15 protein-coding genes are annotated in these 12,558 nt (G+C 63.7%); 11 read left to right on the top strand and 4 right to left on the bottom strand.

Annotated features, from left to right (window positions below; genetic code table 11):
- The first annotated feature begins 1 nt into the window (after position 1).
- The 10 genes from flhB to queE all read left to right on the top strand — a co-directional run bounded on the left by flhB (position 2) and on the right by queE (position 9,001).
- A complete protein-coding gene (gene flhB, locus ACZ51H_RS08010) occupies positions 2–1,138 on the top strand; it encodes a flagellar type III secretion system protein FlhB (RefSeq protein ID WP_464801485.1) in 1,137 nt (378 codons plus the stop codon).
- 79 nt (positions 1,139–1,217) lie between these two features.
- On the top strand, positions 1,218–1,673 hold the full coding sequence (locus ACZ51H_RS08005; RefSeq protein WP_464771135.1) for a hypothetical protein: 456 nt from the start codon (positions 1,218–1,220) through the stop codon (positions 1,671–1,673).
- A gap of 95 nt (positions 1,674–1,768) precedes the next feature.
- On the top strand, positions 1,769–3,175 hold the full coding sequence (gene fliD / locus ACZ51H_RS08000; RefSeq protein WP_464801484.1) for a flagellar filament capping protein FliD: 1,407 nt from the start codon (positions 1,769–1,771) through the stop codon (positions 3,173–3,175).
- Between the two features lie 18 nt (positions 3,176–3,193).
- Positions 3,194–3,592, top strand: coding sequence for a flagellar export chaperone FliS (locus tag ACZ51H_RS07995; RefSeq protein ID WP_449473811.1), 399 nt, complete (start codon positions 3,194–3,196; stop codon positions 3,590–3,592).
- A 224-nt stretch (positions 3,593–3,816) separates the two neighbouring features.
- Complete coding sequence (locus ACZ51H_RS07990; RefSeq protein ID WP_464801483.1) at positions 3,817–5,010, top strand: acetylornithine transaminase; 1,194 nt, start codon at positions 3,817–3,819, stop codon at positions 5,008–5,010.
- A 102-nt stretch (positions 5,011–5,112) separates the two neighbouring features.
- Positions 5,113–6,042, top strand: a complete 930-nt coding sequence (argF, locus tag ACZ51H_RS07985; RefSeq protein WP_460986462.1) for an ornithine carbamoyltransferase — start codon at positions 5,113–5,115, stop codon at positions 6,040–6,042.
- Between the two features lie 99 nt (positions 6,043–6,141).
- Entirely contained in the window at positions 6,142–7,047 is a 906-nt protein-coding gene (gene hslO, locus ACZ51H_RS07980; protein WP_464801482.1) for an Hsp33 family molecular chaperone HslO, read from the top strand.
- Positions 7,048–7,193: 146 nt separating this feature from the next.
- Positions 7,194–7,604 carry a DUF3617 domain-containing protein gene (locus ACZ51H_RS07975; protein ID WP_464801481.1) on the top strand — a complete coding sequence of 137 codons (411 nt, stop codon included), beginning with the start codon at positions 7,194–7,196 and terminating at the stop codon, positions 7,602–7,604.
- Between the two features lie 45 nt (positions 7,605–7,649).
- On the top strand, positions 7,650–8,342 hold the full coding sequence (gene queC / locus ACZ51H_RS07970) for a 7-cyano-7-deazaguanine synthase QueC (RefSeq protein WP_460986459.1): 693 nt from the start codon (positions 7,650–7,652) through the stop codon (positions 8,340–8,342).
- 11 nt (positions 8,343–8,353) lie between these two features.
- Positions 8,354–9,001: a 7-carboxy-7-deazaguanine synthase gene (queE, locus tag ACZ51H_RS07965; protein WP_464801480.1), complete on the top strand. Its 648-nt coding sequence runs from the start codon at positions 8,354–8,356 to the stop codon at positions 8,999–9,001.
- 256 nt (positions 9,002–9,257) lie between these two features.
- Here queE and ACZ51H_RS07960 read toward each other — a convergent pair whose 3' ends face one another.
- The 3 genes from ACZ51H_RS07960 to lipB all read right to left on the bottom strand — a co-directional run bounded on the left by ACZ51H_RS07960 (position 9,258) and on the right by lipB (position 11,111).
- Positions 9,258–9,947 (bottom strand): hypothetical protein, encoded by a 690-nt coding sequence (locus ACZ51H_RS07960; protein WP_464801479.1) that lies wholly within the window; start codon positions 9,945–9,947, stop codon positions 9,258–9,260.
- 109 nt (positions 9,948–10,056) lie between these two features.
- A complete protein-coding gene (locus ACZ51H_RS07955; protein WP_464801478.1) occupies positions 10,057–10,332 on the bottom strand; it encodes a hypothetical protein in 276 nt (91 codons plus the stop codon).
- 74 nt (positions 10,333–10,406) lie between these two features.
- A complete protein-coding gene (gene lipB, locus ACZ51H_RS07950) occupies positions 10,407–11,111 on the bottom strand; it encodes a lipoyl(octanoyl) transferase LipB (protein WP_464801477.1) in 705 nt (234 codons plus the stop codon).
- 74 nt (positions 11,112–11,185) lie between these two features.
- Here lipB and ACZ51H_RS07945 point away from each other — a divergent pair, with 74 nt between their 5' ends.
- Positions 11,186–11,974: a DUF7847 domain-containing protein gene (locus ACZ51H_RS07945; protein WP_464801476.1), complete on the top strand. Its 789-nt coding sequence runs from the start codon at positions 11,186–11,188 to the stop codon at positions 11,972–11,974.
- On the opposite strand, the gene ACZ51H_RS07940 is transcribed toward ACZ51H_RS07945, so the two are convergent.
- Positions 11,956–12,555 carry a GNAT family N-acetyltransferase gene (locus tag ACZ51H_RS07940; RefSeq protein ID WP_464801475.1) on the bottom strand — a complete coding sequence of 200 codons (600 nt, stop codon included), beginning with the start codon at positions 12,553–12,555 and terminating at the stop codon, positions 11,956–11,958. The genes ACZ51H_RS07945 and ACZ51H_RS07940 overlap by 19 nt on opposite strands.
- Between the last annotated feature and the right edge of the window lie 3 nt (positions 12,556–12,558).

Here is a 12,558-nt window from a genome sequence, read left to right as displayed (position 1 = left end):
TATGTCAGGCGGCAATGGTGGCGGCGAAAAGACCGAAAAGCCAACACAAAAGAAATTACAGGACGCCGCCAAGAAGGGCGACATCCTCCAGTCCAAGGAACTGGCGACCGCGCTGGTGGTGATGGCCGGGATCGGCTGGATCGCGGCAACGGGGCCGTCCGTCGTTGAATCCCTGTCGCAGATGCTGATCGAAGCGCTGCGCTTCCGCCGGGAAGACATTACCGATTTCGCTCCGGCCGCGCGCGGCATGAGCCTGCTCACCGGCATAGCGCTGCCGGTCGGCGGCATATTGCTCGCGACGACACTGGCGGCAATCGCCGGGCCAGCCATCCTCGGCTCGCTCGGCTTCCGCCCCGGCGCCTTCGCGCCCAAGGCGTCGAAGCTCAATCCGGCGGCGGGCCTCAAGCGCATGTTCGGCATGCAGGGCCTCATCGAACTGATGAAGTCGATCGCCAAGGTAACGCTGCTCGGAGCGATCGGCGTCTGGCTGATCTGGGACCGGCTGACCGCGATCATCGGTCTCGGCTCGCAGGGCCTCGCGCCAGCCATGTCCGACCTTGGCAACATGTTCATCATGACCTGCCTCATCATGGCGGGGGGGCTGTTCCTGATCGCGGGCATCGACGTCCCGGCGCAGATCATGCAGCGTTCCAAGCGGCTCGGCATGAGCAAGCAGGACATCAAGGACGAGCATAAGGAAAGCGAAGGCTCGCCGGAACTCAAGGGCCATATCCGCCGCCGTCAGTTCGAAGTGCTGAGCGGATCGACCCGCAAGGCCGTGGCCGAAGCCAGCGTGATCATCACTAACCCGACCCATTTCGCCGTCGCCCTGCGCTACAAGCCGGGGCAGGATGCGGCGCCCATCGTCGTAGCCAAGGGCTGCGATGCGATCGCCGCCGCCATTCGTGAGCTTGCCGATCAGAATGGCGTCACGGTGCTGCAATATCCCGACCTTGCCCGCGCCATCTACTTCACCTCGCGCGCTGGGCAGATCGTCAATGAAGGCCTCTACATGGCGGTCGCGACCGTCCTTGCCTTCGTGTTCCGCGTGGAAAACCGGATGGCGAGCGAGATCGATCGGCCCTTCATCAGCGTGCCCGACGATCTGCGCTTCGACGCCGATGGCCAGAAGCTCTGAAGAAAATTCTCAAGGTGAACTAAATCTTAGGCATTGCTGGCCGTAATATATTCATGGGGACGCATTAGGATAGTGCGTCATGAACGAATATGTTTCGCGGAGCGATGTAACGCAGGTTGATCGGGTATCATCTCGAACGCCTTCGGCCGTGCCCGCAGTCCAGCCGATTGCAGCCCAGCAGGGCGTCGATCCGCATGCGGACAAGCCCCAGAGCGGCGACACGAACTCCACTCTGTCCGAAGATGATCTCGCCAGCGCGGCAGAATATGCCAAGGTGCATGCCCGCGTGGCTGACATACTGGCGCAACTGCGATCGGCCTCGGCCGGACCCACGGTTGAAGGGGCGGAGGCCGAAATTCAGTCGCTGCTGCCCGCGCCGATGATCCTGGTGCCCTTGCCGCCCGCATCGAAGGAAGTGGTCGAAAGCGCCGTCACCTTGGGCAAACGCATCGCGGAGCAGGCAAGCTATGCCCATGCCGCGCAGGCGCATCTGCGCCGTGGCACGGTGGATCAGCTGCTTTCAATCGACGGTTGAGGAAAGATCGCCGCGCGCGATCTTCCTCTACCCCATGAAAATCATTCCTAAAGGTCTTCATCCTAGAGCCGTTCTCATCCTCGAAAGGACGGACGATGACCTCGGTAAGCAGCAGCATTTCAACAGCGCTCGGCATTGGGTCCGGCATCGACACCGGAGCGCTGGTCACCAGCCTGGTGAGCGCTGCCCGCGACCCGAAGCAGAAGCAGATTACCGATCGTCAGAGCACCAATAATGCACGGATTTCGGCGCTCGCATCGGCCTCCAGCTCGCTCGATACTTTTGCCAACGCCCTGAACAGCCTGCTCGCCGGAACGGGTTTCGCGGGTTCGCCCGCCTCCAATGATCCCAGCATTGCGGCTGTCAGCCTGCTGCCGGGCGGTGTGCCAAAGCTGCCAGCGCAGCTTCAGGTGCAGCAGCTTGCCTCTGCGCAGACCATTGCCTCTGCACCCGTTTCAGGCGCAACCGCCGCCACCGTGCTTGGCGCGGGCAGCTTCTCGCTGACAGTGGGTAGCGGCGCCGCCGTCCCCATCACGCTTGGTGCCGGTGCCACCTATGCCGACCTTGCAGCGGCGATCAACGCAGCCGGGACAAGCGTCAGCGCCAGTGTCATCACCGACAATCAGGGCACGCGCCTGGTGATGAAGGGCGCGACGGGCGACGCGAACAGCTTTACCTTCACCAACACATCTTCGCCTGCAAACGCGGCGCTCGATGCCTTCACGTGGGACGGCGCGACCGGCGGGATGACGCGTCAGGTGCAGGCCAAGGATTCCATCATCCTTCTGGACGGCGTCGAGCAGCATTACAGCAGCAACACGATCGACACCGCCATCGCCAACCTGCGCATTGACCTGAACAAGGCCGCGCCGGGCACCAATGTGACGCTGGCATCGACCGAGCCGACCACGTCGATGCGCGACCTGATGGTCGAGTTCGTGGACGCCTATAATACGCTGATGAAGGCGCTGAACACCGCCACGGCGGCCGGTGGCAATTCGTCCAGCGCGGGCGCGTTGAACGGTGAAGCATCGATCCGCGACATGAAGCGGCAGCTGTCGCAGATGACGTCGGCCGTGCTGGCGCCCACGGGGACCTATACGACGCTGTCGTCCATCGGTGTCAGCACCAATCGCGACGGCACGCTGAAGCTGGACACCGCCGCGCTCGACAAGGCGCTTCTCGCCGACCCCGCCGGGATCACCCAGATGCTGAACCCGGCGGTCAAGTCGGACACGAAGCCCGGCCTCGCCGGTCTGATGGACAGCGTGCGCGACAAGATTCAGCAGACGGATGGTCCGCTGGCTGCGGCAAAAAGCAAATATGAAAAGCTGGGTGAGGCGCTGACCGAGCAGCTGGAAAAGCTGAACGACCAGATGACCGACTATCAGGCGCAGCTTTCCAAGGTCTATTCGGCGATGGACAAGCGTCTGGCGGCCTTCAAGGCGACCCAGAACTATCTGGAACAGCAGGTCGCCATGTGGACCAAGAGCGATAATTGATAACAGGGGTCAGGTAAGATGTTCTATTCTCAACAGGGCTATGCAGGCAATCGCGCGGCACGCGGCTATGCGGCCGTGCATTCGGGCAGCCGGATCGAAGGCGCCACGCCCCATGCGCTGGTAAAGGTGCTGTTCGACGAACTGTTGATCGCTCTCGAAGCCACCGCGCTGGCCGAACGCAACAACGACCGGTTGAAAGTTTCCGACAAGCAGGCCCGCGCCATGTCGATCCTGATCGCGCTCGAATCCAGCCTCGACTTCGACAAGGGCGGCGACATCGCCATGGGTCTCGCCCAAATCTACCGCGAAGCGCGCCGCTTGCTGCTGCTCAGCGCCAAGGAACGCTCGCCCGAACATGCCGAGCAGGCCCGCGACATCATCGCCGAAATCGCCGACGCCTGGAACCAGATCGCCTGACGATCCTCCAACAGCCGTCATCCCAGCGAAAGCTGGGATCTCAGGCGAGAGGGCACAACCCAGCCTAACGAGATCCCAGCGTCCGCTGGGACGACGCTGGTAGAATGGCTTGCGCCACTCCAGCGCCCCTAGTATAGGCAGCGCTCGCAAAGGGCGGCCCGGCGGGGGCCGCCTTTTTGCGTTTTGAGACTTTTTTCATCAGCCCCAGCGAAGGGAGGGCCACCATGTCGATTACGCCGCTCATGCCCGTTTACCCCCGGTGCGAGGTCCGCCCGGTGCGAGGCGAGGGCTGCTATCTGATCGGCGAGCGTGGCGAGCGTTATCTCGACTTCGCCAGCGGCATCGCGGTCAATTTGCTCGGCCATGGCCACCCGAAACTGGTGAAGGCGATCGCGGATCAGGCCGCGACGCTGATGCACACGTCGAACCTCTACGGCATGCCGCTGGGGGAAAAGTTCGCGCAGCGGCTGGTCGATTCGACCTTCGCCGACACGGTCTTTTTCACCAATTCGGGCGCGGAGGCGGTCGAATGCGCGATCAAGACCGCGCGCCGCTACCATTATGCCAATGGCGAGGCGCACCGTCACAATATCATCAGCTTCGACAACGCCTTCCACGGCCGGACTTTGGGGACCATCTCGGCCACCAGCCAGCCCAAGATGCGCGACGGCTTCGAACCGCTGCTGCCCGGCTTCACCGTCGTGCCGTTCAACGACCTGGAAGCCGCCGCCGCTGCCGTCGATGAGAACACCGCCGGTTTCCTCGTCGAAACCGTGCAGGGCGAAGGCGGCGTCACGCCCGCGACCCAAGAGTTCCTCACCGGCCTGCGCAAGCTGTGCGATGACAAGGGCATGCTGCTCATCCTCGACGAAGTGCAGTGCGGCTATGCCCGCACCGGCACCTTCTTCGCCCATGAGCAATATGGCTTGAACCCCGACATCATGGCCGTCGCCAAGGGCATAGGCGCGGGTTTCCCGCTCGGCGCCTGCCTGGCGACGGAAGAAGCGGCCAAGGGCATGGTGTTCGGTACCCATGGCTCCACCTATGGCGGCAATCCGCTCGCCATGGCGGTCGGCCTGACTGTCCTGGACGAAGTGCTGGGCGAAGGCTTCCTCGACCATGTGAACAGCATCGGCGCGCGCCTGCGTTCCGCGCTGGAGCAGCTCATCCCCAACCACGACATGTTCGAGGATGTGCGCGGCCTTGGCCTGATGCTCGGCGTCAAGCTCAAGGACAGCAGCGACGCGCGAAACTTCGTGGCGCATCTGCGCGACAATCATGGGCTGCTGGTAGTGTCGGCCGGACAAAATGTCGTCCGCATTCTGCCGCCGCTCATCATTGACGAGAAGCATGTCGCCGAATGCATCGAAAAACTGTCCGCTGGTGCCCGCAGCTTCGCGGAGGCTTCAGCGGCTTAGACACTAACCACCGTTCGCCCTAAGCCTGTCGAAGGGCTTTCCTTTCTTAAGAAGAGAAGGCTTCGACAGGCTCAGCCCGAACGGGTTGGAGGTTTACTCCCTATGACCAGACATTTCTTGAATCTCTCCGACGCTGGCGCCGACGCGCTCGCCGCCATGCTTTCCGACGCCATCGACCGGAAAACCGCCCGCAAGGCCCTGCCTAAGGGCCAGGCCGATGCCGACGCGCCGCTCGCTGGCCACACGCTGGCGATGATCTTCGAAAAGAACAGCACCCGTACCCGCGTCAGCTTTGACATGGCGATCCGCCAGCTTGGCGGCACCTCGCTGATCCTCGATGGCGCCACCAGCCAGCTTGGCCGGGGCGAAACCGTGGCGGACACGGCGCGCGTGCTCAGCCGCATGTGCGACATGATCATGATCCGCACCGATGACCATGCCAAGATCGAGGAAATGGCCCGCTATGCCACCGTTCCGGTGATCAACGGCCTCACCGACCTGTCGCACCCGTGCCAGATCACCGCCGACCTTCTGACGCTGGTCGAACATGGCGTGGCCTTGCCCGGCAGCCAGTGGGCATGGCTGGGTGATGGCAATAATGTCCTCCACTCGATCATCGAAGCGGCGGGCCTCTTCAAGTTCGACCTGCGCATCGCCGTACCCGAAGGCTATGAGCCCGACCACGCCTTCATCAAGGAGGCGCAGGCGCTGGGCGCTGGCATCACGCTCACCCGTGATCCTGTCGAGGCGGTAGCGGGGGCCGACGCCGTCGTCACTGACACGTGGATTTCCATGGGTCAGGCGCATGCGGACGAAAAGCTGAAGGCCATGATGCCCTATCAGGTCACGCAAGACCTGATGGCAAAAGCAAAGCCCAGCGCGAAATTCCTGCACTGCCTGCCCGCCCATCGCGGCGAAGAGGTCGTGCCGGAGGTCATCGACGGCCCACAATCGCTGATCTGGGACGAGGCGGAAAACCGCATCCACGCACAAAAGTCCGTGCTGCTCTGGGCGGCGGGCCGCCTTGGTTGAGTTTGCCGGACATATTCCTATCTAGCAGCGAACCGGCCGGGCGATAACGCCCGGCCGCCGCTATATTCCCGCCCTGCACCGGGACTAACGGAGCTTGTCTTGAACGCATCCGATATCGATCAGGCCCTGGGCTTCACCATCCCGTCGCGTCACGCGCGCGGGCGCATCCTTCGCCTTGGGCCGGTGCTGGATCAGGTGCTTGCCGCCCATGCCTATCCCCCGCCAGTCGAACGGCTGCTTGCCTCCGCGCTGGTCCTCGCCGCGCTGCTCGGCTCGACGCTCAAGGATGCGGGCGGACAGCTGACGCTACAGGCGCATAACGAACATGGCGTCGTCAGCCTGCTCGTCGCCGATTACAAGGGCGGCGAAGTGCGCGGTTACGCCAAGTTCGACGCCGATCGGTTGGCGGAGCTTGGGCCTGACCCCACGCTCTTCGGCCTGTTCGGCAAGGGCTATCTCGCCATCACCTTCGACCAGGCGGTCACGGGTGAGCGCTATCAGGGCATCGTCCCGCTCGACGGCGATTCGCTCGCCCAGGCGGCCGAACATTATTTCTTCCAGTCCGAACAAATCCCCAGCGTCGTCCAGATCGCCGTCCGGCACGAAGCGGGGCAGGGCTGCTTTGCCGCAGGCATGCTGCTCCAGCATCTGCCCGAAGGTGAAGTGGGCCGCGAACGTCTCCACACGCGGCATGACCATCCCGAATGGGAACATGTCCAGGCGCTGGCCGTCACGCTCAGCGATAATGAACTAACCGACGAAGCGCTGCCGCTGACCGATATCGTCTGGCGTCTGTTCCATGAGGAAGAGGTGGTGCGCGTCACCGATCCGGTCAACCTGACCAAGGGTTGCCGCTGCGATCTGGCCCATATCCGCAGCGTCATCGGCCGTTTCCCCGCCGAAGAACGTGCCCAAATGGCTGATGAACAGGGGGTCATTGGGGTAGATTGCGCCTTTTGTTCGCGCTTGTTTCCAGTTTCGCTGGACAGTTTCGCGCAAGGCTGACACGAATTTATTGCGACTTCGGAACAGGTTGGGGCGTTAGCGGGGGCTGGCGCTATCAACCCGCCGGATTTGGGTGCATGAAGGCCGTGCCGCCATGCACGCGGCGAGCCGCTCCGGAGTCCGCGATGAAATACGGGGGCTATTGAATGACGTCAGGTCTGCACGTCTTGAGCGCGGCCATTGCGGTGCTGATCGCTGTATCGCCGGTCGGGTCGCAGGCGCTTTCCGAGCCGCCGCTCAGGGGTCTGGAACCGGGCGAATGGGAATTGCGCGAACGGCCGGAGGAAGGCGGGAAGGGCGATATACGCCGCATCTGCCTTGCCGATATTCGCCAGCTGATCCAGCTTCGCCATGGCCGCAACAACTGCAAAAGGCTGACGATCGACGAAAGCGCCAAACGGCTGACGGTCAGCTACGATTGCGCCGGGGCAGGGGGTGGGCGCACCGATCTGCGCATCGAAACGTCCAGGCTGGTGCAAATCCACGCTCAGGGGATTGCGGGCGGCGCGCCCTTCTCCTTCAGCATGGAAGGACGGCGCATCGGCGCCTGTCATTGACCGCACCGCTTGCGCCAGCGCGCCTGTGGCGGTAGCGGAGCGCCCATGACTGCCAATGATGGGAAAATCGCTGTCGTCCTGCTGTCGGGCGGGTTGGATTCGATGGTCGTGGGCGGCCTCGCGCGCGAGGCGGGCTATGAACTGGTCGCGCTGACGATCGACTATAATCAGCGGCACCGCGTCGAATTGAACGCGGCCGCGCGCATCGCCGCTGTTCTCGGGGTCCGACGGCATATCGTCCTTCCGCTCGATCTCACCGCCTTTGGCGGATCGGCGCTGACGGCGGACATCGCGGTGCCGAAGGACGGGGTGGGGCCGGGCATTCCCAACACCTATGTGCCCGCGCGCAACACCATTTTCCTGTCGCTCACGCTTGGCCTTGCCGAAGTGTCGGGCGCGAATGACATCTTCATCGGCGTCAACGCGCTCGATTATTCGGGCTATCCCGACTGCCGTCCCGAGTTCATCGACGCCTTCCAGAATATGGCGGCGCTGGCGACCAAGGCGGGGGTCGAAGGGCATCCCGTGCGGATCAACGCCCCGCTCCAGCATATGAGCAAGGCCGACATCGCGCGAGAGGCGAACCGGTTGGGGCTGGATGCGGGGATGAGCTGGTCCTGCTACGATCCCGCGCCGGGCGACCAGCATTGCGGGCTTTGCGATAGCTGCCGCCTTCGCTCCAGGGGTTTTGAGGAAGCGGGCCTGCCCGATCCAACCCGCTACGCAGCCAAGCCGTAAAGGACAAGCGGATGAGCTATGCCGTCAAGGAGATGTTCCTGACGCTTCAGGGCGAAGGCGTCCATAGCGGCCGCCGCGCCGTCTTCATGCGCTTTGCCGGGTGCAATCTTTGGACCGGCCGCGAAGAGGACCGGCGCAAGGCTGTCTGCCAGTTCTGCGATACCGATTTCGTTGGCACGGATGGCGACGGCGGCGGCAAATTCGCCGACGCGCAGGCCCTTGCCGACGCGGCTCTCGCCTTCTGGGGGACGGGTGACGAAGGCCGCTACATCGTCATGACGGGCGGCGAACCCATGTTGCAGGTCGATGACGCCCTGATCGACGCGCTCCACGCCCGTGGCTTCACCATCGCCATCGAAAGCAACGGCACGATCGCGGCGCATCCCGGCATAGATTGGGTCTGCATCAGCCCCAAGGCAGGCAGCGATGTCGTGCAACGCAGCGGCAATGAACTGAAGCTGGTCTGGCCGCAGCCGGGCAGGGGCCATAGCATCGCCGATGTGGAGGCGATGGAGGGCTGGGCTTTCGACAACCTGCTGATCCAACCCCTCGACAGCGCGGACGCGGCGGCGAACATGCAGGCGGCGATCGATCTGGTCATGGCGCGGCCGAAATGGCGGCTAAGCCTTCAATCGCATAAATATCTGGGGCTTAGGTGAAAGCATAGGCGATCAAACGCCGAGCCGCCCCTCCACTGTTCGCCCCACGCTTGTTGCAGCGTCATTGATACAGAATTATCGGCACTAACGCTTCTTTTCCGTCACCCCGGACCTGATCCGGGGTCCCGCTTCGTGAATTCTGCCGAGGCAGCGAGACCCCGGGTCAAGCCCGGGGTGACGATCACTCAAACATGATCATGCTTTATTGATCGGAGCCCCGACAACCGCGCTCCTCACATATCACGCCATCACACCATCACTTAGCTGCCACTTTCTGCTCATAAGCCACCTGGCATTCCGGCCGCAGCTTGTCCTTCTTCCAGCATTTCTTGTCGAACGAGGGCAGGGTCAGCGCATAGCTCCGCCCCGGGTCGCCGTAAAATTGCTCACCCGCCAGCACCAGCGACTTCTTGATCGACCCCAGCCCCGTGCGCGCCACCTCATGCAGCGAACCGCGATTGGCGAAGATTGCCTGCCGCCCGACCTGACCCGCCGCCTGGCAGAAGCCGCGCTGCGCCTGGACGGTCGAATAGCCCGAATAGATGCGCGTCCCATATTTGTCGGCTGCGGCTTGGCCCGGCTTGCCCTTGCCAACGGTGCGCTGGAAATAGCCGAGCAGGACCGACTGGGCCGCATCCAGTTCCGCGTCATGATGCGCGATCATCGCATTATAGTTGCTGATCGACAGCAGCGTCGGTTCGAACTGGCACTGAAGCGCCGCGACGTTGAGCGCCGCGCGCAGGTTCCACACGAGGCCCGCGCGAATTTCCTCCGCCGTGGCGCCGGGCAGGCCGAGCGCGATCGCCGCGTCCGCGTCCGTCAGCGGCGGGCTGGAAAAGTCGGGCGGCGACCAGAAAAACTGGGCGGCGGCCGGCTGAGCCAACAGCGGCGCGGCGGCAATCATCAACCCGGCACAGACCCGGCGCAGCGTGGAACAGGATGTCATGACTTCCCCTTTAAGAATGGCGGCCTTTGTGAATGACGATCGGGCAGGGCTTCTCTTATGATATGCCTCGCGTCCGGCGCCTGTATTGCGCCTGAACGCCTCGCTCCGTCTATTGATCCGACAGTATCTCAGCCTCGCCCTGCGCCGCATTGGCCGCGGCAGGTTCCGGCTGAGGCGCGGTAGCGGCGCTGTTATTCCCTCCAGCCGAGGGCAGGGCCGCCGACGGCGCTTCACTCTGCACCCCGTCCAGGTCCGTCATGGCGTCGGTGGTCGTGCCATCGACAACCTCCAGATCCTTCATCTGGACCGTGTTGCTCCCCTTGTCGTCCTTGCCGCAGGCCGCCAGCGCGGTGCAGCCGGTCAGCAGCAAGGCGGTAAAGATCATCCTCGCTTTGCAGCGCATCCGGGTCTCCCAAACATGTGATGCCCGGCGGCCCCCACCCGGCGAAGGCGCCGACCCTAGCCGCCCGATCCGCATTGCTCAACCCCCGCGCCACAGCGCCGCAACCGGCCCAGAAAGGCAGGGAAATGCGCCTTTAATGCCGCGTCGAGATCGGCCATTGAGGCATTCTTGCCCAGCGCCGCGATGCTGGTGACGGGATATTCCGCAAGCCCGCACGGCACGATGCCGCCAAAATGGGACAGGTCGGGGTCCACATTTATGGAAAAGCCATGCAGCGTCACCCATCGCCGCACCCGGATGCCCAGCGCGCCGATCTTCGCTTCGCGCCCGTCAAGGTCATCGGTCCAGATACCGATCCGCCCCTCCGCCCGCCGCGCCGCGATGCCAAGGTCGCCCAGCGCGTCGATCATCCACCCCTCCAGATGATGGACGAAGTTGCGCACATCCTTGCCCCGCTCGCGCAGATCGATGTTGAGATAGCCGATCCGCTGCCCCGGCCCATGATAGGTATAGCGCCCCCCGCGCCCCGCATCATGCACCGGAAAGCGCGGGTCGATCAGTTCCGCCGGATCGGCGCTCGTCCCCGCCGTATACAGCGGCGGATGTTCGAGCAGCCACACCCGCTCGCCCGCCTCACCGTCAAAGATCGCCGCCGCCCGCGCCTCCATGTCGGCGAGCGCTTCGGGATAGTCCACAAGCGCCGAATCAACCCGCCATTCGATCTGGTCGGCGACAGCAGGCGAAGGGGAAGAGGATGACATGGCACTTCCTTGACTTGCGCGAGGGGAGCGATCAAGTCTCCTCCCCGATTTTAAGTACGGGAAAAGGCGAAGATATGGCGGCGATGTCGATCGGCAAGGCATGGGAAGAAGCGGTCGCCTTCGTCGCGCGCGAACGCAGCCTGCTCTTCCCCGTCGCCTTGCTCTTCGTCGCGCTGCCCGGCCTCATCCTTCAGGAGATGACGCCGCCCGAACTCGCTACCTGGACGATGGACAAGGGCGCCATGCCCGACATCCCGCCCAGTTTCATCCTGTCCACGCTGATCGGCGTCATCATCATCTGGTTCGGGTCACTCGCCCTGTTCGCACTGGCGTTAAGGCCCGGCATCAGCGTCGGCGAAGCATTGCGGCTCAGCCTCTCCCGCCTGCCCGTGCTGCTCGGCACGGCGCTTGTCGTGATCGGCACCCTGCTTGGCATAGCCATCGTCGGCATGATCGTGGTCGTCGCCTTCTCCATGGTGGCAAAGCCTGTTGCCGCAGCCCTCGCCGCGTTGCTGGTGACCGCTGGCGGCGCCGTCATGCTCTTCGCCAGCGTGCGGCTTCTGCTGCTCAATCCCGTCGTGATCGACGGCCATGAAGGCGTGATGGCCTCGCTCCGGCATAGCTGGGCGCTGACACGCGGCCATTTCTGGCGGCTGCTCGGCTTCATCCTGGTGCTGACGCTGCTCTCCGCCATCGTCGGCTCAGCCGCGCAAGTCATCTTCGGCCTGTTCGGTCGCCTGATCGCCGGAGCGGAAGGCGCGCGGCTCGTCGGCGGCGTCGCAGCGGCCGTCGTCTCGACCGTGGTGCAGGTCTATATGCTCGTCATGCTCGCCCGGCTTTATCGTCAGGCGGAGGCGGGCTGACCCAGCATGGGCACATGCGGCGCCGCATCGGCGCTCAATAAACCGGCGAGCCGAGGATCAGCGAAAACCTCGACCTCCCGCTTATAGGGCACAAATCCCGCCCGCTGATAGAAGCTGAGCGCACCCGGACTGTCCAGCGTACAGCTATGCACCCAGAACCGGCGCACCTCCTTGCGCCATGCCAGCGACTTCGCCTGCGCCATCAGCCAAGCCCCAAATCCCTTGCCGGTCAGCTCAGGTATAAGGCCAAGGAAGCTCAACTCGCAGTCCGGCAGCGCCCGGAAATCCAGCTCCAGCAAGCCCACCTCCACGCCACGCGGATCGGTGATCGCAAAAATCTGCACTGCCGGATCGTGGATGATCGCCATCAATTCCGCATCACTCATGACAAGGCGTGAGAACCAGAGCCACGGCTCCCCCACACGCCGGAACAGCGCGCGATAGGCATCCAGCGCAGGCGCCTTCCACGGCACCAGCCGCAACGGAGCAGGCGGAATCGGCGCAGGCCGAGGACGCTCCACCATCTCCAGATAAGTCACGATCGTCGCAATCTGATCATTGGCCACCGGCGTCAGCGGCATGGA

This window comes from Sphingobium sp. TomMM15 (assembly GCF_055397045.1).
The sequence above is the reverse complement of the archived record's forward strand: the minus strand, read 5'-3'. Positions and strand labels throughout refer to the sequence as shown.